Origin of the sequence: Streptomyces griseiscabiei (genome assembly GCF_020010925.1) — a bacterium.
GTDB classification, from domain to species: Bacteria; Actinomycetota; Actinomycetes; order Streptomycetales; family Streptomycetaceae; genus Streptomyces; species Streptomyces griseiscabiei.
Genome location: NZ_JAGJBZ010000001.1, coordinates 2,175,124 through 2,198,489 on the forward strand (window position 1 = coordinate 2,175,124; position 23,366 = coordinate 2,198,489).

A 23,366-nucleotide genomic window follows, 5' to 3' on the forward strand; every position below is an offset into this window, starting at 1 on the left:
CCCCCTCCCGGAGACCGCCTCAAAAACGCCCGCGATCAGCCCTGGGGAGAATCTGGGGAGTTTCGACCGGCAGACCGATTTCCCCGGCTCCCCAGCAGCAGTCCGTCGATGACGCTGCGCCCCTTCCTTCCGGCCTCCGGAAGGAAGTGAGCGTAGTAACGGAGCGTGATGGTCGGCGAGGAGTGCCCGAGCGAGCGAGCCACCGTCACCACGGACTCGCCCGCTTCCAGCAAGATCGAGGCATAGGTGTGTCGCGGCACATGAAAGCCGTCCCTCGGCGCCGCCTGCCACTGCCACGGCTGTGCCCCCGCGGGTCGCGGCGGGATGACGCCGGCCTTGGCCGGCGCGGGCTTCCAGGTGTTGGTGTTCCACCCGACCACCGCGATGGCGTTTCCGAATCGCGTGGTGAGCATCAGGGAGTACTTCCTCGGCCGCCCCTCCGGCTTGTCCCATGGCAGCTCCACCCGCACCGGAGAAAACGCTTCTGCATACCGCTTCAGCTCCTGTGACACCGAGGAGGGCATATCGACGATGCGGGTCTTGCCTCCCTTCGGCAGAGTGAAGTACAGCCTGCCCTTGATGGACTGGACTTGGCGGCGGACGTGGATCACGCTCACGCGTCCCCGGTGCTCGCGTGCGGCATCTTCAGCTGGACCTTGCCGACCTGTCGTCCCTGAAGTCGGCTGTGGACAGGCTGGACGTCGGTCATCTCGACGCCGTGGTCCACAACGCAGGGGTCACGCTCGACGCCCCGCCACGCCGGGAGACCGAGGACGGCCACGAGTTGATGTTCGGCACCAACCACCTCGGGCACTTCGTGCCGACCCAGCAGCTGGCCCCCTGCTGTCCGCGGCGCCGGCGGGCCGCATCGTGACGACGGGAAGCTTCGCGGCCCGCTCCGAGCGACTGGACCTCGGTGATCTGCAGTCGACCCGGGACTACCGGCCCGGGCGCGCCTACGGCCGATCGAAGCTGGCGCAGATGTGCTTCGGCTTCGAACTCGACCGCCGCCTGCGCACCGTCGGCAGCACGGTGCTCAGTGTGGTGGCCCACCCCGGCGGCGCACTGGACTCCCTCACCCCGTCCCGCCCGCCGGTCAGCGTGACCACCCCCGGCGCGCGGTTTCGCGCCTTGCCCGCCGGGCTCCTGGTGCGGGGCAAGGACGCCGGAGCATGGCCCGTCGTCCGTGCCGTCCTGGACCCGCAGGTGCGAGGAGGAGAGCTGTGGGGGCCGAGGGTCTTCGGCCTGCGCGGCACACCACGGCGTGAGCCCGTCCCCTCGCACATCACCGACCCGGCCGTCGCCGCTCACCTGTGGGCCGCGAGCAGTGAGCTGACCGGCACCGCTCCGCATCTCGGCTTCCGGTAGACGCGAAGCCGTGCCCCGGGCGGCCATCCGGTGGCCGACCGCCAGGTTCAGCCCGGCCAGCCGGCAGACCGTCATAGGACGGTTCGCCGAGCGATACCCGATCGCCTCGGGTGGCCGTCCGGCCTGTCAGGGCTGGAGAGCGGAGGCGGTCCGTGGGTTCGTGGGGGTTTTGTTCAGCCAGAAGGCGGCGAGTTCTGTGCGGGTGCGGCAGCCTGTGCGCCGGAACAGGCGTGTCAGGCGCTGTTCCACGGTCTTGGGACTACAGGAGAGTTCTGTCGCGATCTGCCGGTTGGGGGCACCCTCGCTGACCATGCGTATCAGCCTGATGTCGGCTTCGGTCAGCTCGTCCCTGACCTGACGGAACCTCGGGAGGGGAATGCTGCGCTGCTGTGCGGCGCGGCTGACGGCGGTGCGGAAGGAGTGTCCGAGGCCGAGGCGGCGGGCGTCGCGTACGGGCTCGGCCAGCCAGGGCCGTGGGTCGTCTGCGATGTGTGTCAGCCACATGCAGCACAGCGCGCCCAGGTGGGTATCGCCCCGGCGCTTGACCAGCCGGTGGGCGGCCAGCGCGCTGTCCGCGTCCTGGTGGGCGATGCCGCGCGCGAGGAGGAGGGCCTCGTGAGTCAGCGGTGTGGCGGCCTGTTCGTGCAGGGTTTCCAGTTCCTCCATGGCCCGCTGGACCGTGTGCGGCCGGCCGTCGTGGGTGGCGAGCGACAGGATGCCCAGCAGCAGCCGCTCGACCCCGGCGAGCAGGCCGCGCGCTCGTGCCCGCCGCATGTCGTGCCAGGCTCCCTCCAGTGCCTGTTCCCGTTGGCCCGACTGGAACCGCAGGGCCAGGCGGGCGCGTGCGGCCAGGGGGTGGGTGAGGGTGTGGGGGACGAGGCCGAGCCGTGCGTGGGCGTGTGCGATGTCCCCGCGGGCCCAGTGGATCTCCGCGGCCAGCGCCCGCGCCAGGTGCGGGATGCCCGCCGCAGGGCCGGTCCGGCTGCGTACTTCGATGCGGCGGGCCGCTGTCAGTGCCGCGTCCCAGTCCCCCGTCAGGTAGTCGCGGACCATGCCCTGGTACTGGACTGCGATGCCGTCGGGGGCTGCGACGTACCGGTCGCCGAGGACGGCCGAGAACGCGCCGGCCAGGTCCCCGTAGGCGGCGGCCTGCCCCAGCCGGTCCATGGCCTGGTCGTCGAGGGCGTCGGGGGGCAGGTCGGCCCGTGCACGGATCAGCTCGGTGTGGCTGCCCACCGCGGCGGCCACCAGCCGCAGTTCGGCCGGTGAGGGCAACGGCATGCCGTGATGCCCGCGATCGGTGCCCGCGGGGTGAGGGGCAGCCGTTTTCTGCCGGGGTGTGAGCGGGCCGATGCCGTAGAGGCCGCCGAGTTCCGTCAGTTCGGCCGCGGCGGGAAACCGGTCGGCCAACTCTGCGCAGGGAGCGCGGTGTTCGTGGAGCGCCGCCCACGCCCCTGCGACGGCAACGCTCTCCAGGCCGGCCGGTTCTCCCGCGTCTCCCGCGTCTTCGGTGTGTTCGGTGTGTTCGGTGTGTCCGGTGTGCGGTGGGTCCAGGAGGGTTCGCAGTGGTGCGCCGAGGGAGAGGAGCCCGGCGTGGTCGCCGTGGCGCAGGCTCAGGGTGCTTGCCTCGCGGAGTACGCCAAGGGTGCGCGGATCCTGTGGTGTGAGGCGGTTGAGCGCGGCGGCGTAGGCACGGGTGGCACGGGGCCAGTTGGCGCGGGCCTCCTCGCGGGCCGCGGCCAGCAGCAGCGGTACCGCGAGACCGTCGTCGACGAGCGGGCCGGAGGCTGCGACGCGGTCGGCCAGTCTGGGGTAACTGCGGCCGGTGGCCTCGGCACCGATCTTGTCCGTCAACGCGGTGACGTACCGGGCGGAGTTGGCCTGCACGTCGTGTTGCAGGGGGAGGGTCCGTAAGGCTGCCGCGAGGGCGGGGACGGTGAACGACAGACGGCCCTGCGGGTCCGCGGCCAGGACCCGGTCGGTGATCAGGCGGTCCAGTCGGTGTTCCACGGCCCGGGCTCCGGCCGAGGGCGTCATCGTGAACGCGTCGTCGATGTCCACGTCGGCGTGGTCCAGCACACGGGCGGTGACGATGGCCGCCGCGACGGTCCCGGAGTACGGGAGTGTGTGGGACCGGCCGAGGCCGAGGAGGAAGGCGTCCTCGGCGTCCAACGCCAGGTCTTTCTCGGCGCGGGTGAGGCACATCAGGCCGTCGAGTTCGATCAGGTCTCGTTCGTCCAGGGTGTTCAGGACCGACAGCACGGCTTGCGGGTTGCCGGCCAGAGTCCCCAACGCCCGTGACACGGCATCCGCCAGGGCGGGTTCGGCCGGGCGGCCGAACCGCCGGGTGGCGTGGCGGTCGACGAGCGCGGCTACGTCGGCCGGGCGAAGCGGGGGAAGTTCGAGGACCTCGTCGGTCGCAGCGGCCAGCTGTGCCCGGTGGGACTCCCGGGCGGGCCAGGGCCGGCTGGTCATCACCACGGGTACGCCGTGCGGACGGAAAACCCGCAGCAACAGCCCCAACGCATCTGTGGCAGGCGGCGGCATGCGCTCGACGCCGTCGACGACCAGGGCGAGCGGCATCCGGCGGGCTGCCGTTGCCAGTACCTGGGAGAACGCGGACAGCCCCTCCACCCCGCCCACCCGCACCGCGGCGCGCAACTGCGCCATCTCAGCGGCGGGCACAGACGCCGTTCCGGTGGCCGGGTCGGCCAGGAACAGGTTGCCTCCTTCGGCGAGAGAGATCGCGCCGGCTGTGTCCCGGGCATGGCCGCCGCCGTCGTCGCCGTCCCAGGAGAGCCGTACCACCGCGGAGCCGTGCTGGGCAGCCGTACGCTGTGCCTGCTCCAGGACGGTTGTCTTGCCCATCCCTGCCCCGGCGGTGACCAGCACGGCACGCGCCGTTCGACCGGTGGCGCGAAGGGTGTCGACCAGGGCGCGGACGTCGCTGTCCCTGCCGACGACTGTTCCACGCTGTCCCCGCACGTGCCACCTCGTCCGTCCTCAACCACCCCCCGGGGGGAAGATGACGTTCCGCCATGTTCCGTTCCCCTCCACGCCGGACGGAGATGAACGGCCTTCCGCCGTCCGGGAGATGGCCCGAGGGCGCTGTGGCAGGCGGTTCGGGGCCGTGACAGGGCGGCCCGTATGGTCGGCGCACCGACGCGGGGCCGGGGCACGGGGGCGCGGCCGGACATGGACGTGTTCGTCACCCGCCAGGCAACATCTCGGAAACCGGATGGTGAGTGTGGGATCTCAAGCCAATGAACTGGTCCGCTGGGGCCGGCCCGCTCGCATGGACCGCACCAGTGACGGTCTGCTCGGCCGCGAGCGTGAGTCGGAGCAGATCGATGGCCTGCTGAGCGACCCCGGCGGCCCGCGTCTCGTGGTCGTGCGAGGCGAACAGGGTGTGGGCCGTAGCGCGTTCCTGCACGCGACCGCAGAACGGCTGCGGGCACACGGGGCCGCCGTGCACGCTGTGGACTGCATTCCGGGCGACGGTGAACGGCCGCTGCTGCTGGCACTGCGACTGGTGATGGCACTCCAGGAACGCCGGTCCGGCCCCGAAGACGACCGGATGGTCCCCCAGGCGCGGGCGGCCGTCGACCGGCATGACCAGGCGGCGATGGAGACACTGCTGCACACCGCTGTCACCCGTCACGCACCGATGACGATCCTGATCGATGATGCCCAGCACGCCGATCCCGGCTCCCTGGCCGCGCTCGGCCGGATCGACGCCCCCGGCGCCCGGCTGGTGATGTCGATCGTCCAGGACAGGGCACCGGGCGCCGACGCCACGACGACGGACACCCCTCTGCTCACCGGCGAGGACGTGCCACGCCCGGGTCCCGGCGGCGAAGGTCCCGGGACCTCAGGCCGTGAAGGTCTCGCCTGGATCATGGACGGGCAGGCCGACGTCGCGGGAGCCTCCGCCGTGGTCCTTCTCCCGCTGGGCGCCCTCGACACCGCCGCTCTGGTGGCGCGGTGGTTGCAGGCGAAGGCGGACACCGATTTCGTCCGGCAGGTGCGCGAGTTGACGCGTGGCGTCCCTGGAGCGGTGGAGTCCCTGCTCACCGCCTGGACGGCTCAGGACGTGATCCGGATCGCCGACGGCCACGCCTTCCTGGGATCGCGAGCCCCGATACCGGTCCTGCCCGACGACGACCGCTTCGTCACGGCCCTGGACCGGCTCGGCGAGCCCGCCGGCACGGTGGCTGCCGCGCTGAGCATTCTGGGACCGCTCGGCGGGCCGGCCCTTCGGCTGACCGCCCAGTGCACCGGCCTGTCCACGGATGCCGTCCACGACGGAGCCCGCCGCCTGACCGAGGCGGGCATCATCGACGAGGTGCCCGGACCCGACGCGACCACCGTGCGGGGCTGGACCTTCCGCCTCCCGCTGACCGCGCACACCCTCCGGGAACGGATGAGCCCGTTCCGGCGCAGCCGGCTCTCCGCCACCGCCGTCAAGGCCCTATGGGGGCACGCCGACGCGCAGCACGCCGGACCGACACCGGTCCTCCTCGACGGCACGGATGCCCTGGCCTACCGCGTGGACCGGATCGCGGACGCGCGCAGCCTGGTCGACCGGGAACGCGCGGTGGCCGAACTGACCGCCACCGCCCGGCAGATGCGGCCCGGCACCGATGACGACCGGGTCCTGCGCTGGCTGCGGGCCGCCCGTAACCTGACCGAACACGCCGACGCCCGCGACCTGGTCCTCCGGCAGTACGCCACCACCGCCTACCTGGCCTGCGACTACCCCACCGCACGAACCGCCGCCGAATCCCTGCTGCGCGACCCCGGACCAGCTCTGAGCGACCTCGACCTCCAGGAGACCGCCTGCCTGGTCGTGGCGGTCACGGCCAACCAGCGCGACTGGCCCGCCATGGCCCGGCTCGCCACCGCCCACTGGTGGAACGCACTGCCGATACCCGACCTGGCCAGGGTCACCGGACAGGCCCTGGCCCTGTGCCATCTCTCGCGATGGCAGGAGGCAGCCAACCTGCTCCAGCAGACCGAGCTGCTGTGGAGCACCAGCCTCCGTGCCCGTGCGGCGCCGGCCGTCTTCCACGCCATGGCCGAACTCGCGCTGGGCCGGCCGCGACGCTACCGGCGCGCCCTTGCCCTGGACGACGCCCCTCAGCTCCCTCCGGGCAAGGTGTACTCGCTGGCGAGCGGCATGTTCGACGATCTGCTCGCCGGCTACGACCTGAAGGCGGCCACCGCGCTGCTCAAGACCGCCGGGCTGACCGTGCAGATGCTGCCACCGCTCGGCCAGTTCCTCCACCATCACCTCACGGGCAGCTGGGACCAGGCACTGGAATCGGCCCGCCGGCTCCTGGCCGGCCGCGAGAACCAGTCCACACCCGTGTCGGACAGCTCGCTGCTCCCCGCACGAACAGCGGCCATCCTCCTCGCACAAGGCCGGCCCACCAGCGCCCTTCAGCTGGTTGAGGACATGCGCGGCCCGGACAGCAGCCCGCCGCAGTGCGCCCTGCACGCCTCGGAAGCAGACGCACTCATGGTCCTCGGCGACACGGACCGGGCCGAACTGACCCTGCGCAGCGCACTGGACAGCGCACACGCGCACGACCAGATCCATGGCACGGACGAACTGTGGGCCCAGCTCACCGAGGTGACCGCCCGGACGGGGAACAACCGAGAGGCGGCGGCCTGTCTGGACCACCTGACACGGATCTCCGACCGGACGGGCACCGACCGCTCCCGCCTGCTGCACCTGCTGGCCTCGGCCCGCGTCCTGCGGCACGAAGCCCCCGACACCGCCCGCCGCAACCTGCACGAGGCCGTGGACCTCGCCCGCCGGCGGGGCCTGCCGTTCGAGACGGCGACCACCCTGGTGACCGCCGCCACCACGGGCGCGGCCCCGGCCACGCTGCTGCACGAAGCGTACGAACTGTTCGGACAGACCGGCGCCACCCTCTGGCGCCACCACACCAGGACCGCCTTGCGCGAGGCAGGACTGACCGTCCCCGGCCGCAAGCAGGCCACCGCCGAGAACGACCACCTGCTCGCCACCCTCCTCACCGAACAGCTCACCACCCGCCAGATCGCCGCCGTCCTGCACCTGAGCGAGGACGCCGCCGCCCAACGCCTGTCACGCCTGTTCACCCGCACCGGCAAACGATCCCGCGCCGAACTCGTCACCGCCCTACTCACCGGCACCCTCTGACACGCCGCCTCTCCTTCCCTCACCCCCGACCCTCAACAGACACCGGACACAACGGATAAGTCCCCTAAAGCACCCCACGGTTCGTGTCAGGTTTCCCTGCACTTAGCCGCTCGCGGGCCTCAAGGGCCGAAACGGCCGCCCGCACCTGACACGATCTCCACAAGCAACACACAGACTGAGTTGCACAAGCAACACCAGTGTCCTGAAGGGCAGTTGCTGACGCTGTGCGGGTCTGCGGGCGGCGGGAGACATACCCGCCAACGGCACGGGACCTGCAAGACCCAGGAAGGCAGAGGAACCATGAAGCTGTGCCAGAAGACGTGATCGACGACGTCCTACGGCTGTCAGATGAGACACCGCCGGGTTCGCCTTGATCAAGAACCCTCGGCTCAGCTGACCGCCGTAGCCGCGAAGCGACTTCAGCCCCAGAGCTGCATCCCGAGCCGGAACCGGCAGCGGGCCTACCTCCCCACCATCTCCGCAGGTTCGGCCATGAGCTCGTCGTAACGGCTCGGCCGGAGGCTCCCCGCCGCCGCCGTCACCGGGCTACGGCACACGACCTGACACAGGACGAAGCATCGCCCGCGGAAGCCTGGCCCGGCGTTGCGTCGGAGTCCGCCCCACACCACCACCATCACCACGTTCCGAGCCGATACGGCCAGTTCTGTCCCCTCGTGCGATCCATGGCGCCCTGCCTGGTTCAGGAAAGGCAATCCGAGCATGGCAACAGCCCGATTTTCACCCGCCACGAAGCGGGGCAAGCGGCTGGGCGGCGGCGCGGCCTGTGCCCTGGCGGTCACGGTCGGCCTACTGACCACGGGCTGCTCCGCGAGCCTCGCCGACGGCACGGCGGACGTGGCCGCGACCCCGCCGGCCATCGCGGGCAAGCCGACCGCGCCCGTCACCGGCTACGACGGGCTGATCGAACTGCCGCTGTCCGCCTACGGCACCTCCGAGCAGGACGACGTCCTGCTGTACGAGACGAACGAGGCGCTGGTCGCGCGCTGCATGAAGAGCCGCGGATACGCGGGCTATTCGGACCAGGCGAAGTCCAAGACAGCCGTGAAGAAGACCAGGAAGACGAAAGCGAAGAGAGAAGCCATCCGCCCGGCCGGCGCCTGGGGCTATATCGGCGGCGCGACCGCGAAGCAGAAGGGGTTTCACGTCGCAGTGCCGGTACCCGCCTCCAAAGGACCGACCGGCAAGGAGCTGAGGGACTACAACGTCTGCTGGGACAAGGCGGAGAAGCAAGTGCCGTCCCTCTCCGGCAGCAAGGGCTGGAAGCTCACCCAGGATCTGTTCGGCCGGTCGTTCCAGCAGGCAGCCGCGGACAGCCGGGTCGGCGACGCGCGGGCAAGCTGGACGTCCTGCATGAGCGAGGCGGGACACCCGGCCGGCGATCCCGAGAAACTGGCAAACGGCTTCCTGGAGGCCAAGAAGGCGACCGCGAAGGAGATCGCCGCGGCCACAGCCGCCGAGTCCTGCACCCGGTCGTCCAATCTGGCCGGTGTCTATTTCGCGGTCCTCACCGGATACCAGGAGCAGCTCATCTCCGCCAACACCGAAGTCCTGACCGGCTACAAGAAGCAGGTCCGGGCTCAGGTCGACCGGGCTGCACGTCTTCTGGCCGCATCCGACGCCGCCTGAAGCACACCCTCACCCCCTGACTCCGGACGGTGGCGCCGCGCCTGACCGCACCGCCGTCCGGCCCTCCCGCACGACAAGAAACAGCAAGAAAAGGAGAACGTGCGTGAATCGACGAACCAAACGAGTGGTCCTGGCCGCGCTGACCACCGTCCTGGCGGCGGCCTCGCTCACCGTGGGCACCGCGTCGCAGGCGTCCGCAATCAATGAAGTGCCCTGCACCCGGCCCGATTTCACCACACTGTGGGGCACGACCGACAGTCTCGACCCCAATCCGGATTGGAAGGTGTGCTACGCCAACGCCGGAGAAACGGAGGTCAACCCGGCTTCAGGAAAGGACTACCTCCAGGCATTCAACACCGGCAACAACCGGGTCCAGTGGCACGGGGACGGAAGGTGGCAGCCCAACGCCCCCGTCGAGAAGTGGACCCGCTTCGAATTTCCGAACCATCCCGGCGGTGTTCACATCGACAAGCTCAAGATCCACTGAACCACCGGTGACCGAGCGGCCAGCAGGTCCTCGATGGCCTCGGCAAGCCTTGTCGCCGGTGGGCGGGCGAGCGGAGCCGCAGCCGTCGACAGTGCAGCACCAGCATCCGCACCATGTCCGACGACATCGCCCGCTTGAGCTTCCTCGACCCTCGTCTCCCGATGGCACCACGTCAGACGTTGCCATCGTCCGGCCACCCCACCAAGAGAAGAGCTAAGGACAACTCATATGAACCAAAAAGCCAAACGCGTGGTTCTGGCCGCGCTGACCACCGTCATGGCGGCAGCCTCACTCACCGTCGTCACCACGACGCAGGCATCCGCGATCAACGAGGTGGCTTGCGACAGGAGCGACTACCTCAAGGTCGGCGGGCACACCGACACCGTCAGCAGCAAGTGGGTGTACTGCTACGCCAACGCCGGAGAAGCGGCACTCGGCAACCTCACGGGGAACGGCTGGGTGGACTACATCAGCACCGGCAACAACCGGGTCCAGTGGTACGGCGACGGAAAGTGGCAGCCCAGCACCCCGATTAACAAGTGGACCTACTTCGTGTGGGACAACCACCCCGGCGGTGTCCGCATCGAAAAGATCAAGATCCACTGAACCGCCGGTGACACCAAGGGGCGGCGGTCTTGGTCGATCGCCGTCCCCGCTCCGCACGGATACCCGCCCAGAACCCAGGATCGATGATCCGCAGCACCGCCGACGCGCAAGCGAACACGCCGGATCCGGCACCCGTCCACGGGCGTCCAGGAACTGTGGCCGGTGACGGGACGCGAGCGCGAAGGGTTGACGAACCGGACGGAAACGACTTCGCGCGGCACAGCGCGGTCCTCCGACTGGTATGTACGCCGACCCGCCCACGAGGTCACCGGGATATCCGCGCACGAGTGGGTCGTGCACGGGCAACGGGCAGGTCTTCGGACTCACGGGCGCATCCTCCAAACGGAGGACACCTACTGGCCGTCGCTTCCCAAACCCGTTCGTCGGGTCCAGTGCGTATGACGGCGGTCGTTCCCGTTCACCGCTGCGGGGCAGTCCCGGATTCCCACCGGGTTCCCTCTTGCGACGCATCCCGTCTGGCGGACGGGGCGAACCAGCTGCACCGGCCAGCGTACGGGCTGCAGCTCTGCAGGGCAGGAGACCGTCCAACATCCGGAAGACGACACGGAACACTTCGGGATCGAGGAACCACGGGGAGAAAAGCGCCGCACAAGCGCTTCCCTCCCTTCCCCCAAACGCCCTCCGGGACCCTCATCCCGGCGGCCGTGCGGGCCCCTCAGCCCGCGCCGTACCAGGCCCTCAGCCCTGGTCGTAGGTGTGGAACCCCCGTCCGGCCTTCCGGCCGAGCAGCCCCGCCTGCACCATCCGCTGCAGCAGCGGCGGAGGTGCGTAGAGCGGTTCACGGAACTCGTCGTACAGGGACTCCGCGATCGAGGCCACGGTGTCCAGGCCGATCAGATCGGCGAGCTTCAGTGGGCCCATGGGGTGGGCGCAGCCCAGTTCCATGCCCGCGTCGATGTCCACCGCGGTGGCGAAGCCGGACTCGGCCATCCGGACTGCGGAGAGCAGATACGGGATGAGCAGGGCGTTGACGACGAAGCCCGCCCGGTCCCGGGAGTGGATCACCGTCTTGCCGAGCGTGACGGTGGCGAGTTCCTGGATGGCGGTCACCGTCTGCGGTGATGTGTGCAGGGAGGTCACCACCTCGACCAGCGGCAGCACCGGGACCGGGTTGAAGAAGTGCAGCCCCACGACCCGGTCCGCACGTGTGGTCGCCATCCCGAGCCGCATGACCGGGAGGGAGGAGGTGTTGGTGGCCAGCACCGCCGCCGGGTCCTCGACGATCTTGTCGAGGGCGGCGAAGACCTCCGTCTTGGCGTCCGGGTTCTCCACGACGGCCTCGACGACGAGCTGCCGGTCGGCCAGGTCGTCCAGGCTGCCGGTGAAGACCATCCGGGCCAGCGTGTCGGCAGCCTCCCCTGCCTCCAGCTTGCCGCGCTTGACCGCGCGGTCCAGGGACGCCGCCACCCTCTCCCGCGCGGTGCGGGCCGCGATCGCGTCCACCTCGCACACGACGGTGTCCAGGCCGGCCCGCGCGCACACTTCGGCGATGCCCGCGCCCATCTGCCCACCGCCGACCACGCCGACGCGCCGGATGCCCGCGCTCATGTCCCGGCCTCCGTCCGCCGCACGAGATGACGGGAGTAGGCGTCCGGGGTGAAGAACAGCGGCAACTCGCCTGCCATGGCGGTCCGTTCGAAGAGTGCGCGGATCTCGCCGACGGGCGCCCACGGGTACTCGGCGCCAAGGGCGACGACTTCGTCGTCCAGCAGCCGCAGCACCGTCTCCCGCTCGATCACCCGGTGCCGCAGCCACTGCCAGATCTGCACCCGGGCGATCTCGGCGGTGGCCGCGTCCTCCATGAGGCCGTCCAGGGCGACGGCGCCCCGGCCGTCCAGCCAGGCGGCGAAGTAGCGCAGCGCGACCGCGATATTGGTGCGCACCCCCTCGGGCGTCGGCGGGCCGCTGATCCGGCGCACTGACAACAGGTCCGCAGGGGTCACCTCGACGTCATCGCGGGTGCGGTCGAGCTGATGCGGCCGGTCACCGAGAACACCGTCGAAGACCTCGCGGCACACCGGCACCAGAGCGGGGTGAGCGACCCAGGAGCCGTCGAAGCCGTCCTCCGCCTCGCGCTCCTTGTCCAGACGGACCTTGGCCAGCGCGGCCTCGCCTGCGGCCGGGTCCTTGCCCGGCACCTGGGCGGCCATGCCGCCGATCGCGTGCGCGCCGCGCCGGTGGCACGTGGCAACAAGGAGTTCGGTGTAGGCCCGCATGAAGGGGGCGGTCATCGTGACCTTGGATCTATCGGGGACGAGGAAGTCGGTGCGGTGGCCGAAGGTCTTGACGATGCTGAACAGGTAGTCCCAGCGGCCCGCGTTGAGGCCGGCACTGTGCTCGCGCAGCTCGTGGAGGATCTCCTCCATTTCGAAGGCGGCGGTGATCGTCTCGATGAGGACCGTGGCCCGGATCGTGCCACGCGGGATGCCCAGCAGTTCCTGGGCCAGAAGGAAGATGTCGTTCCACAGCCGCGCCTCGTAGCGGTTCTCCAGCTTGGGCAGGTAGAAGTACGGGCCGTGACCGGCGTCGATCTGCCGCTGGGCGCAGTGGAAGAAGTACAGGCCGAAGTCCACCAGAGCGGCGGGTACGGGGGCGCCGTCGTACTCCAGGTGTTCCTCGTCGAGGTGCCAGCCGCGCGGACGGACCATGATCGTGGCGAGCTGGTCCCCCTCCGCGAGCCGGTACTCCTTGCCCTCCGTGGTGAAGTCGATCCGGCGCTCGATGGCGTCGAGGAGGGTGAGCTGGCCGCCGACGATGTTGTCCCACGTGGGGGCGGTGGCGTCCTCAAAGTCCGCCATCCACACCTGGGCGCCGGAGTTCAGCGCGTTGACGGCCATCCGGCGCTCGGGCGGGCCGGTGATCTCTACGCGCCGGTCGGTCAGACCGGGCGCGGGCGGCGCGACCCGCCAGGCAGCGTCGGCGCGCACGGCGGAGGTGACCATCGGGAAGTCGAGCGGGGAGCCCGACGCCAGCCGCAGCACCTGTCGGCGGCGCTCCTTCAGCAGCTCCCGGCGGCGCTCCCCGAAGGCGCCGGCGAGCCGGCCGACGAAGTCCAGCGCTGCGGGCGTGAGGATCTCGTCGTGCCGGTGGCCTTCGGCGGCGAGGACACGGACGTGGCGGGGCGGGGCGATCATGGACATCGGGTTCTCCGTCAGTGGTCGGGAGCGGAGGGGGCCGGGGACGGTCGTCCGCCCTCCGCTCGGCCAAGGGCCGGCCGGGCCGTGTGGCGCCCGGTCCGGCGGCCTAGGGCCCTTCTGACGGATCTCCGCGGCGTCGCGACGCCCGACACGCACCCTCGCCGTGCGGCGCGAAGGGCCAAGTGGCTCCGCCACAAGACCCTCCACGCCGCACGCCGAGCGCACGCACCGAACGCCGCTCCTTCTCCCACGGAGATCCACCAGAAGGGGCCTAGTGGAACTGCTCTTCCTCCGTGGACCCGGCCAGGGCGGTGGTGGAGGAGGCCGGGTTGACGGCGGTGGAGACGAGGTCGAAGTAGCCGGTGCCCACCTCCCGCTGGTGCTTGACGGCGGTGAAGCCGTGCTGCTGGGCGGCGAACTCCCGCTCCTGCAGGTCGACGTACGCGGTCATACCGTGCTCGGCGTAGCCGCGGGCGAGGTCGAACATGCCGTGGTTGAGGGAGTGGAACCCGGCCAGGGTGATGAACTGGAAGCGGTAGCCCATCGCGCCCAGTTCCCGCTGGAACTTGGCGATCTGGTCGTCGTCCAGCGCGGCCTTCCAGTTGAAGGACGGCGAGCAGTTGTAGGCGAGCATCTGGTCCGGGTGCTCGGCATGGATCGCCTCGGCGAACTCCCGGGCCTGCGCCAGGTCCGGGGTGCCGGTCTCCACCCAGATCAGGTCCGCGTACGGCGCGTAGGCCAGTCCGCGGGCGATCACGGGCGCCATGCCGTTCTGTACCCGGTAGAAGCCCTCGGCGGTGCGCTCGCCGGTGACGAACCGGGCGTCGCGCTCGTCGACGTCGCTGGTCAGCAGGTTCGCGGCGAGGGCGTCGGTGCGGGCGACGATGACGGTCGGCACGTCGGCGATGTCGGCGGCGAGGCGGGCCGCGTTGAGGGTGCGGATGTGCTGGGCGGTGGGCACGAGGACCTTGCCGCCGAGATGGCCGCACTTCTTCTCCGAGGCGAGCTGGTCCTCGTAGTGGATGCCCGCCGCACCGGCGGCGATCATCGCCTTGGTCAGCTCGAAGGCGTTGAGAGGTCCGCCGAATCCGGCCTCGGCGTCGGCGACGATGGGCGCCAGCCAGTCCGTACGGTCCTCGCCGCCCTCGGCGGTGGCGATCTGGTCGGCGCGCAGCAGCGCGTTGTTGATCCGACGCACCACCTGCGGCACCGAGTTGACCGGGTACAAGGACTGGTCGGGGTAGGTGTGCCCGGCCTGGTTGGCGTCGGCGGCGACCTGCCAGCCCGACAGGTAGATCGCCTGCAGCCCGGCCTTCACCTGCTGCACGGCCTGGCCGCCGGTGAGCGCGCCGAGCGCGTGGACGTAGTCCAGCTCGTGCAGCTGACGCCACAGCCGCTCGGCGCCGCGCCGGGCCAGGGTGTGCTCCTCACGGACACTGCCGGAGAGCCGTACGACGTCCTCGGCACTGTAGGTGCGCTCGATCCCCTGCCAGCGCGGGTCGGTGGCCCAGCGCCGCGCGAGTTCCCCGGCCGCCTGCGTGCTGGTCCTCGCTTCTGCCATGACTGTCACCGTCTCCTCGGTCTGTTGCCTCTGCCAATCCCGAGCCGCTCCGACGCCGGATGGCACTGCGTGTCTTTGGGTGGGATGCGGCCCGCCGCCACCCTGAAAGGGTGAAGGTGAGCAATGCTGCCGACGCAGCCACTACCGCTGCCGGGATCTCCGACGTCAGGGCATGAATCGCGCCCCGGTTGCGGGCTGTGTCTGCCGGTTCCGGCGGGCCGCACCATGACTCTGACAGTGGCACTTAGTGCCATCAAGGTTGGCTTCGTGCCAATCTTTGCGAATCTTCCCGCCGCCCTTTGCCAATCTTGCGAAGGCATCGAGCGGTCGTATTTCCCGTACGCTGACCAGGTCGGGCCCCGGGGCGGAGGAGCGGTCGGTGAGTAAGACGTATGCGGGGACGCGGCTGCGGCGGCTGCGCGAGGACCGCCGGATGAGTCAGGCCGAGATGGCCCGCGTCCTCGGGATCTCGCCGAGCTATCTGAACCAGATGGAGCACGACTCCCGCCCGCTCACCGTTCCGGTGCTGCTGCGGCTGACGGAAGCCTTCGGCGTCGACGCGGGGTTCTTCTCCGAACGCGACACCAGCCGCCTCGTCGCGGACCTCAGAGAGGCCCTCGCCGCCGAGATCACCGCAGCCCGGGTGTCCCCGTCCGATCTCGCCGATCTCGCCTCCCGCACACCGGCTATCGCCGAGGTCCTTGTGGACCTCGGCCGCCGCAACCAAGTGCTGGCCGAACGCCTCGCCGGCACCGCGGACGGCCGCGACGCCACACCCGACCTGCCGCGTTCGCCCCACGAGGAGATCCGGGACTTCTTCTACCGTCGCCAGAACTACCTCCACGACACCGACATCGCCGCCGAGCAACTGGCCGAGGAGATCCGCATCAGGCCCGGTGACGTCCTGCGGGTCCTCACCGCGCGGCTCGCCGACCGCCACGGCGTGCGGCTGTCCGCCGAGAACGGCGAGCACCTGCACCACTACGACGAGGCGTCCCGCACCCTGTACCTGTCCGCCCGTCTGCGTCCCGGCCAGCGCGCGTTCCGGATGGCCACCCAGCTAGCCCTGCTCGAATACGGCGACGAACTCGACCGCCAGGCCGGCGAGGACTTCCCTCCCAGGGCCCCCGCCTACGCCCTGGCCCGCATCGGCATCGCCAACTACTTCGCAGCGGCACTGATCCTGCCGTACACCGCCTTCCACACGGCCGCTGAAGAGGTCCGATACGACATCGAACTCCTCACCGACCGCCACGGACTGGGCTACGAAACCATCTGCCATCGCCTCTCCACCCTTCAGCGCCCGCGCCTGCGCGGAGTCCCGTTCTCCTTTGTCCGCGTCGACCGGGCCGGCAACCTGTCCAAACGCCAGTCCGCGACCGGCTTCCACTTCTCCCGGGCAGGTGGCACCTGCCCACTGTGGAACGTCTACGAGGCGTTCGCCGCGCCCGGCCGCATCCACGTCCAGATCGCCGAGATGCCCGACGGACAGCGCTACCTGTGGACCGCCCGCGCGCTCACCCGCCACCGCGGCGGCTGGGGCGAACCCGGCAAGACCTTCGCCATCGGCCTCGGCTGCGAGACCCGTCACGCCCACCGCCTCGTCTACTCCGACGGCCTCGACCTGACCAGCTCCTCCGCAGCCACCCCCATCGGCATGGGCTGCCGCCTCTGCGAACGCCTCGAATGCCCCCAGCGCGCCGCGCCACCTCTGGGCCGCGCACTGCGCATCGACCAGAACGCCAGCACATTCGTGCCGTATCCGGTGACGGACTCCTTGCCGTAGAACCCACCCTTCCGCTTGTCGCGCTCCTTCGCCTCGACCGCCCTGCCTCACGGCTCCGGCCCTCGAAGTCAGTGGGGGTCTTCTCCGCCTCCTTGTAGACCTCCTTGTAGAAGGGAGGGTTGCCGAGGACGCCGTCGAAGAAGACGACGTTGGACGCGACCTGCTCCGGTGGGTTCCTGTCCGCGCTCCCAGACGTTCCCGATCGTCTCGGTTCTTGCGTCTTGCTCGACTAGATGATCGCTTGGCGCGTGCCATGTCCCACCACACGACCATGATCAACGATCAAGCCTCGACGTCTCACCCACAACCATGCACGAGCTCGTCAGTCGCGGCTGGCGACCACCAGGTATCCATCGCTCTCGGGGTCGAAGGTGGTGGACTGCACCGTGAGCCCCACGCTCCGCAACTGCGCCACGAGGTCCTCGTATCGGTAGGGCCAGATGGACAACCGCTCCGAGCAGGCTCGCACTGCCCCATCCGGCTCGATCTGGGCGACCACGATCTCGAGGAAGTGTTCCTGCTCCCAGTGCTGCTCGATCTGCCAGTAGTAGCTGACGACCGCATCGCGGTCGTTGCGGCGGACGAGTCGATCGCGGACGTCCACCCGGGAGCCGACGGAGCGCACGAGCTCCCAGTTGCGTGAGTGGAGCACAAGGCGTCCGCCCGGATTCAGCAGCCGCGACATCGCTTCCAGTGCGGTCAAGCGCCCGGCTGCGCCCTTGGCGTGCCCGAGCGAATTGCCGACGCAGAACACCAGATCGAACGTGGAGTCCTCCAGGTGGTCGGGCAGCTCGTCCCAACTCGCGCGGAGGGATCGAAGCGAGACACCCTGCTCGTCGGCGGCCTTCTCGGTCCGGCGAACCATCCCGTCACTGGCGTCTGCGGCGACCACGTCAAGGCCAAGACTCGCGAGACCGACGGCGAGCTGGCCGGTTCCACACGCGCAGTCGAGGACGCGTGCGCTGGGCGGCAGAGGGCCCACGACATCGCTGTAGTAAACCGCGGCTGCCTTGGCGGGGGTCAACCTGTCGTCCCCGATCAGCCACTCGTATACGTCGGCAAGCGCCCCATAACCGGCCACCGCAATAACCTCCATCACTCGACGACGCGCGGGCTGGACCGCCCTGCGATTCGGACCTTGCGCCTCGCACCGTGCCGGGCCGTGTCTGCGAAGCATCGAGCAGGACCCCACCACTTCCGGCCGCTGAGACTCCACCGGATTTCGTGGGAAACCGCGACACGCCGCACCGATGCAGGTCCCCACTCCACCGGCGCCCCATCGGCCGCGATGGGGACCGCGGCCAGCATGCCAAGCAGTTCGGAGAAGAAGGGCTGGCCGCCAAGCGCGCCGCCGAACAGGAAGCAGCCCTCGCCTGGGCCACCCAGTTCGACATGCCCCAGTTGGAAGGCCCGGAGAGGGCCCTGGACTGGGGCGAGCGCTCGCGTCGTCAGCTGATGACGGCCGCGCACACCGCACGGGTCGTGGAGGGCGGTTGGGACGACGGGGACTGGGCGGAGCTGGAGGAGAAGGCCCGTGCCGTCACCCGCGCCGGATGGTGGATCGACCAGCGCGACACCGCAGGCACCGACCTCCTCGAACTCCTCGACGCAGCCGCCGAGGCGGACCGCGGAACAGAGAACCCGTACCGGTAGAGCAGCCTGCGGCCGGTCCGCAGCGTCCGCTGTAGCCGTCTCCCACCGACGGCGGGCACACGGGTTTCACCGAGGCCGACCCCGCCTACCGGTCTGCCGACATCAGCAACCCGGTGGCCCCGCCGCCTGAGCAGACGAAAACCGGCGCGGGCCGGACCCGTTCTCTGGCCCTGTCCGCACCAGCCCAGCTCGCGAGATCAGATGGCTGCGCGCAGACGTGACGGTGTGGCCCTGGAGAGGGTGCCGACCGTGAGCTGGAGGGTGTCAGGAGAACCCGGGGAATCCGGTCATGCCGCCACCCCCGAGGCGTTCGAGCGGGTCATCGCCTCCGACGTGCGCTACCGGTTCGTGGTGGATACGTCCACGCTGGCCTGAGCCGCACGACGATCGACCGTGGGTTCCGCACTCCTTCGAGACCGGAATCCAGGGTTGTCGGGCCGCCAGCGCCGACCGCTACCTTGAGTGTGCCCCATTCCTGCCACTTACCTCGCCGTCGGTCACGCGGCAGCGTCGTCGCGGCGGGCCAAAGGCCCCCTTTGACCGCCCGGACACTGACCGAGCCGATCGCGCACCGGGACCAGTCCAACTCGCTGTTCGCGCCGAGCCGAGCCGAGCCGAGCCAGCATGACGCGGTGCCGCCAGGTGCAGCCCGATGTGGCGTCGAAGATGTTCGCGGCCTGGACAGCACGGTCGTCACACCGTCGCTGGCAGCCGCCCTGGGCCCGCGCCGGCGGCTCGGGTGCCACGCCCTGGAAGATCTCCCACAGTCCGTCCGGCGCCAACTGCTCAACCATGCCCATGTCAGAGCAACGACCTTGGCTCCTCCAGGGCACCGTCTTACCCAGGTGCCTACAACCCGCACGATCTTCTACCCTGTGCCGGGGCTCCTGAGCAGGGGGATTGGCGATGAGTATGTACTTCGACATAGGTGACGAGACGCTGTGGAACCCGTCCAACAGTGTCGGCCGCCTCTTCCTGCGGCAGGTCGAGGTCTTCGAGGCCGAACTCAAGCTGGCCTCGGGAATCGGCCAGGGTAAGTATTGGGGCGACCCGGACACACTTGAGGTCGATCCGGCCGTGTACGCGGAGTTCGCGCGCGGCCTGGTCGCCTGGCACTGCCGGACGGGGCACTCCATGATCCTCGCGCTCTCCGAAGGATTCGTGGCGACAGCGGTCGCGCTCGCGCGGCGCGCGGGAATCGAGGTGGAGATGCCCGAATCGCCGTCCGATCGCATGTGTGGTGGCGTCCAGCGCAACGTGCAGGTTCCCAGCGCTCCCCGGCCCGCGTCAGCCACCATCGCCACCGCGCTGGACACCCGGGCGCGGGAGATGGACCGCTGGATGGCCCGCTGAGCCGGTGCACCCAAAATGCGCAGGACGAAGTCCTCGGTCACCTTCCCCCTGCCGGCCCGACCGTCGACAAACGTTGCTCGCTCTCGCTTACGAAACCAGCCAGGCCGCGCGCGATGGCGATGCTGATGCGCTCACCCGGATCTGCATGGGAAGGCACGGCGGTTGGGGGTGAGGGCTGTGCCCTGGACGAGGGCCACGAGGCCTTGCCGGAGGAGCCGTACCGGGGCTATGGCCGCGACGGCCTGCGTCATCACGCGGGTGGGCAGTACTCCTGATGATGCGTTAACGGACGCGCCGGCCATCCTGTGGCCGTCCTGGTGCAAGAGGCGGCGCTCGGTGCAGAACCGAACCGGCAGAGGGCCGGCACCCGATACCGGGTCCCGGCCCTCTGCGGATGAGCGGCTCAGCTCTCGCAGCCGAACACCTGGTCGCCCGCGTCCCCCGGGCAGATGTCCGTGCCGGTGTCGCCGTTGGAGGAGTCGTTGCCTCCCACGCCGTCGATGGCGCCCAGCCGGTCGTTTCCGGCGTTGCCGTCCATGATGTCCCGGCCGGCCCCACCGACGATCTCGTCGTCGCCCGCACCGCCGATCAGGGTGTCGTTGCCGTCGCCCCCGACCAGGACAGCGCGTTGCGTGCTGTCGATCGTCTGGAGAGTGTCGCCGCCCGCGTCGCCGTTGAGCGTGGCCCGCAGGCTGGCCCGCAGGATGACCGTGTCATTGCGGTCGCCCGCGCTGAGGAGGATCGTCCGTGTGCCCGCCGGGCAGGACACCGAGTTGGCGCTGAGCTGGGTACAACCCGCCCCCGCGGTGACGGTGTCACCGTTGTCGATGACGGTGATGTTGCTGCCGGACGGGTTGATGATGATCTGGTTCGCCTTGTCGGCCGCGGCGTTGATAGTGATGAAGGCCGAATTCGCGGTCACACCGGTGGCGGCGTGGGCCTGCCCGGCCGACAAAGCCAGCGCCGCGCCCATCGCGCCTGCCATCACCACGGCCTGTAAACCCTTGCGCATCGAGGTTCCCACTGTTCCTCCAGTCAGTACGGTTCCTGCGATCAAGCATCGACGGGGAAAGAGAGCCGCACATGGGGAGAGAACCCCCAGATACTGTCCGAGACGGATGGGACGAGCCCGTCGAGCCCGGCGCCCTGGGGTCTTGCTGTGACCGGGGCGCAGTCATGCGGGGCCACCGTGTTACAGAACGTCAGGAAGCCGATGCTGGTACACAGCCGCCTGCGGCCAGCGAGTGGCGGCTCAGTTGAGCCCCAACCTCGGTGACCGGGATGCAGCAAGACCTCAGGGCCGGGGCGGTTCGAACTGCTGGAGGAACGCCTGCGCCGACTTCTTGATCGCCTTCACCGGGTCTCCGGTGCGGCTCATTCCTTCGCTCGGGGCGAGGCAGGCCCAGCTTCCGCACCAGTGTCTTGCCGGTCCCCGTCGCCGACACGAACAGACCCCGCGTCCCTGCCCGCCGCGGATGCCGTGCCAGCCGGGTAACGGCCTCCACCTGGTCGGGAAAGAGCCGCGCACGCCCGGGGCGCGGCAGTTCAACCACCGTCATGAATGCACCTTGCCGAGTCAGTGACTCCAGTAGTCGCGCCGGGGCAGTTCGGCCCACACATCGGGCGGCCCGGTCACCGCGCGCCGGTCGGCCGGGCGCAGCCCAGTGAAGGCGCAGGCGTAGGCGACGGCGCTGTGCTGGCAGAGGTAGGCGGCCAGCACCTGTGCGGGAGTGTCGTCCTCGTCCGGTTCTCCGCCGGAGTGCAGGTCCGAGGTCTCGATGCTTCCGTTGCGGGCGATGCTGCCCTGTTGGCCGCTCTTGGGATTGGCGTAGAGGCCGTAGCGGAGGGTGCCGGCGGACAGCCGGGTCAGCACGCCCGTCATCTGCGGTGCGTATCCCCAAGGCTGCGTGACTACGCAGCCGCCCGGCACGGACGTCACGCCGACGATGTGCAGACTCTTGTCCATGTCGTAGGCGTAGGGATCACCCAGCGGCTCATGCAGCACTTCGAGGCGGTCGCCGTCCACCACCGGCGCCGCCTCAAGACGGCGCACTGCCTCGGCCGCGTCGATGCCCGCCACGCAGGCCAGCCGCGTGCCGTCGTAGTCGAACTCCCCCAGCGCCGCGGTGAGGCGATGATGCTCACGGGTCTGTCGAGCGCGCGGTGTACCTGGGGTAGTCGTCAGCCAGTGGTCTGTGTCGGCGATGCGGTGCGTGGGCGATGAGCTCGAACGTCCAAAGGGCGTCCATCGGGATCGCGAGCTGTCATCGTCCACTGCGTGGGCAGTGTCTCGATCTGTCCGACCGGCCACCCGGCGCCGAGGATCTGTTCGCGAACCTCACACAGCTGCGCGTATGTACCGACGCGCAGTCCCCAGCCCGCCTTGCTGAGGGGATCGAGATCAGTGGTGGGGGCGGTCGACGTTTCGACGATCATGAGGTGGTCGTTGCCGCCGACATCGATCACTGCGATCCGAGGATCGGAAGGGGTTGCAGCGCGCTCGAACGCGAGTGCCGCTCCGAGCAACTCCGTGTAGTACGTCACGAGCCGGTCGAGGTCCGTCGTGGACAGAGTCAGATGGTTGATTCCGAAGAGATCGGGCATGGTGGGCCAACTGTAGTGCAGCCGCTCGACGGCACCTGGGGGTGATGGAGGCGGATGAACTCCGGGCAACGCACCGCGTGTTCAGTGGTACGGGGCGCCTTCGCGGGCTTCCTGCCTTCCTGCCTTCCTGCCTTTTGGACCAACGCAAACAGCTCGTCACCTCGCCGCCGCGACGCAAGCGCCACGAGGCTTTCGTCCAACGCACCATCGCCGCCCTCCCTCCACGAACCAGCGGCGAACTCGGCACGGGGGTCGGGGTCTTGCGTAGCGCCGGCACGCCCCACGTCGGCTCCCTCATCTGCCTGACCGCGCCACTCGCTGACTGGACCACCGTCTACACCACTTTGCGTCAGGTCAGGTGACGGATGCTGACGTCCTGGCCGCTGTCACGGCAGTCACAGGCCCACGCCCCCACGAGCGCGCTCGGGCCATCCGGTCGCTCTTTCGAGCCCTGAAACACACCAAGTTCGTCCTCGCCGACCCCACCCGCGGCGTTCGCACACCCCGTCAGGAACTGTTGCCCACAACTCTGGCCCCGACCGGCTGGCCGGGCTCTTGGAGACGAGCTCCAACCCGGCTATCCGTCTGGTTCTCGCCTTGGTCGCCCTCCACGCGAACAGCGGCACCGACCTGCGCAACCTCATCCGCTCTGACGTGCCGCTCACCCGACGGCACCTTCTGATCCGCCGCCCCCGCGGCCGTCACGTGGTCCGCCTCGACGACACCGCAGCCGACCTACTGCATGCTCGGCGCCCGGGGCCTCGCGACGTCCCGGTCGTGCCGCCCTTGAGCACCAGTGGCGCCTGGCTCTCAGGGGACAGCGTGAGTCTTGGACTTCAGAGCCTGCTCCAGGCGTGAATCCAGCTCATCGAGATCGATTCGCCCCTCGGCCGCCGCATCACGCAGCTGCTCCCCCACTGCTTCCCGGTCGTCGTGAGAGGCGCGGAGCGGGC

17 protein-coding genes, 2 pseudogenes and 1 riboswitch are annotated in these 23,366 nt (G+C 69.8%); of the genes and pseudogenes, 9 read left to right on the plus strand and 10 right to left on the minus strand.

All coding sequences use genetic code 11. The features are described 5' to 3' along the window. Positions 1-35: 35 nt before the first annotated feature. Positions 36-617, minus strand: a complete 582-nt coding sequence (locus J8M51_RS09470; RefSeq protein ID WP_398855807.1) for a tyrosine-type recombinase/integrase — start codon at positions 615-617, stop codon at positions 36-38. Here J8M51_RS09470 and J8M51_RS09475 point away from each other — a divergent pair. Continuing rightward, a pseudogene (locus J8M51_RS09475) lies at positions 611-1,368 on the plus strand (SDR family NAD(P)-dependent oxidoreductase); the annotation flags it as partial. The gene J8M51_RS09470 and the pseudogene J8M51_RS09475 overlap by 7 nt on opposite strands. A 126-nt stretch (positions 1,369-1,494) precedes the next feature. Here J8M51_RS09475 and J8M51_RS09480 read toward each other — a convergent pair. Continuing rightward, positions 1,495-4,353, minus strand: coding sequence for a helix-turn-helix transcriptional regulator (locus J8M51_RS09480; RefSeq protein ID WP_267299102.1), 2,859 nt, complete (start codon positions 4,351-4,353; stop codon positions 1,495-1,497). 310 nt (positions 4,354-4,663) lie between these two features. On the opposite strand from J8M51_RS09480, the gene J8M51_RS09485 reads away from it, so the two are divergent. The 4 genes from J8M51_RS09485 to J8M51_RS09500 all read left to right on the plus strand — a co-directional run bounded on the left by J8M51_RS09485 (position 4,664) and on the right by J8M51_RS09500 (position 10,298). Beyond that, complete coding sequence (locus J8M51_RS09485; protein WP_256964407.1) at positions 4,664-7,558, plus strand: AAA family ATPase; 2,895 nt, start codon at positions 4,664-4,666, stop codon at positions 7,556-7,558. A 720-nt stretch (positions 7,559-8,278) separates the two neighbouring features. Continuing rightward, the gene (locus tag J8M51_RS09490; RefSeq protein WP_256964408.1) at positions 8,279-9,205 is read left to right on the plus strand and encodes a hypothetical protein; all 927 of its coding nucleotides are present in this window, start codon (positions 8,279-8,281) and stop codon (positions 9,203-9,205) included. A gap of 103 nt (positions 9,206-9,308) precedes the next feature. Then, on the plus strand, positions 9,309-9,692 hold the full coding sequence (locus tag J8M51_RS09495; protein ID WP_086755210.1) for a hypothetical protein: 384 nt from the start codon (positions 9,309-9,311) through the stop codon (positions 9,690-9,692). 228 nt (positions 9,693-9,920) lie between these two features. Beyond that, the gene (locus J8M51_RS09500) at positions 9,921-10,298 is read left to right on the plus strand and encodes a beta/gamma crystallin domain-containing protein (protein WP_086755211.1); all 378 of its coding nucleotides are present in this window, start codon (positions 9,921-9,923) and stop codon (positions 10,296-10,298) included. A gap of 291 nt (positions 10,299-10,589) precedes the next feature. Further along, positions 10,590-10,811, minus strand: a riboswitch (cobalamin riboswitch). Between the two features lie 186 nt (positions 10,812-10,997). On the opposite strand, the gene J8M51_RS09505 is transcribed toward J8M51_RS09500, so the two are convergent. The 3 genes from J8M51_RS09505 to aceA all read right to left on the minus strand — a co-directional run bounded on the left by J8M51_RS09505 (position 10,998) and on the right by aceA (position 15,017). Beyond that, complete coding sequence (locus tag J8M51_RS09505) at positions 10,998-11,867, minus strand: 3-hydroxybutyryl-CoA dehydrogenase (RefSeq protein WP_086755212.1); 870 nt, start codon at positions 11,865-11,867, stop codon at positions 10,998-11,000. Then, complete coding sequence (aceB, locus tag J8M51_RS09510) at positions 11,864-13,459, minus strand: malate synthase A (RefSeq protein WP_086755213.1); 1,596 nt, start codon at positions 13,457-13,459, stop codon at positions 11,864-11,866. The genes J8M51_RS09505 and aceB overlap by 4 nt, the downstream gene beginning before the upstream one ends. 268 nt (positions 13,460-13,727) lie before the next feature. Next, the gene (gene aceA, locus J8M51_RS09515) at positions 13,728-15,017 is read right to left on the minus strand and encodes an isocitrate lyase (protein ID WP_086755214.1); all 1,290 of its coding nucleotides are present in this window, start codon (positions 15,015-15,017) and stop codon (positions 13,728-13,730) included. Between the two features lie 379 nt (positions 15,018-15,396). Between aceA and J8M51_RS09520 the strand changes: the two genes are divergently transcribed. Next, positions 15,397-16,803, plus strand: a complete 1,407-nt coding sequence (locus J8M51_RS09520; protein ID WP_086755215.1) for a short-chain fatty acyl-CoA regulator family protein — start codon at positions 15,397-15,399, stop codon at positions 16,801-16,803. Between the two features lie 322 nt (positions 16,804-17,125). On the opposite strand, the gene J8M51_RS09525 is transcribed toward J8M51_RS09520, so the two are convergent. Next, positions 17,126-17,899, minus strand: a complete 774-nt coding sequence (locus tag J8M51_RS09525; RefSeq protein ID WP_179203048.1) for a class I SAM-dependent methyltransferase — start codon at positions 17,897-17,899, stop codon at positions 17,126-17,128. A 128-nt stretch (positions 17,900-18,027) separates the two neighbouring features. Here J8M51_RS09525 and J8M51_RS09530 point away from each other — a divergent pair, with 128 nt between their 5' ends. The 3 genes from J8M51_RS09530 (at position 18,028) to J8M51_RS09545 (ending at position 19,809) form a co-directional block, all read left to right on the plus strand. Next, positions 18,028-18,456, plus strand: coding sequence for a hypothetical protein (locus J8M51_RS09530; protein ID WP_398855812.1), 429 nt, complete (start codon positions 18,028-18,030; stop codon positions 18,454-18,456). A 249-nt stretch (positions 18,457-18,705) separates the two neighbouring features. Beyond that, the gene (locus J8M51_RS09535; protein ID WP_256964413.1) at positions 18,706-18,831 is read left to right on the plus strand and encodes a hypothetical protein; all 126 of its coding nucleotides are present in this window, start codon (positions 18,706-18,708) and stop codon (positions 18,829-18,831) included. Positions 18,832-19,362: 531 nt separating this feature from the next. Next, positions 19,363-19,809, plus strand: coding sequence for a DUF6086 family protein (locus J8M51_RS09545; protein WP_086755217.1), 447 nt, complete (start codon positions 19,363-19,365; stop codon positions 19,807-19,809). A gap of 403 nt (positions 19,810-20,212) precedes the next feature. Here the strand turns inward: J8M51_RS09545 and J8M51_RS46110 are convergent, their stop codons facing one another. The 4 genes and pseudogenes from J8M51_RS46110 to J8M51_RS46255 form a co-directional block, all read right to left on the minus strand. Beyond that, on the minus strand, positions 20,213-20,821 hold the full coding sequence (locus J8M51_RS46110; RefSeq protein WP_086755218.1) for a calcium-binding protein: 609 nt from the start codon (positions 20,819-20,821) through the stop codon (positions 20,213-20,215). A gap of 564 nt (positions 20,822-21,385) precedes the next feature. Then, complete coding sequence (locus J8M51_RS09555) at positions 21,386-21,889, minus strand: hypothetical protein (RefSeq protein WP_317852977.1); 504 nt, start codon at positions 21,887-21,889, stop codon at positions 21,386-21,388. A 101-nt stretch (positions 21,890-21,990) separates the two neighbouring features. Further along, positions 21,991-22,413 (minus strand): VOC family protein, encoded by a 423-nt coding sequence (locus J8M51_RS09560; protein WP_086755220.1) that lies wholly within the window; start codon positions 22,411-22,413, stop codon positions 21,991-21,993. Positions 22,414-23,238: 825 nt separating this feature from the next. Next, a pseudogene (locus J8M51_RS46255) lies at positions 23,239-23,331 on the minus strand (DUF1707 domain-containing protein); the annotation flags it as partial. Between the last annotated feature and the right edge of the window lie 35 nt (positions 23,332-23,366).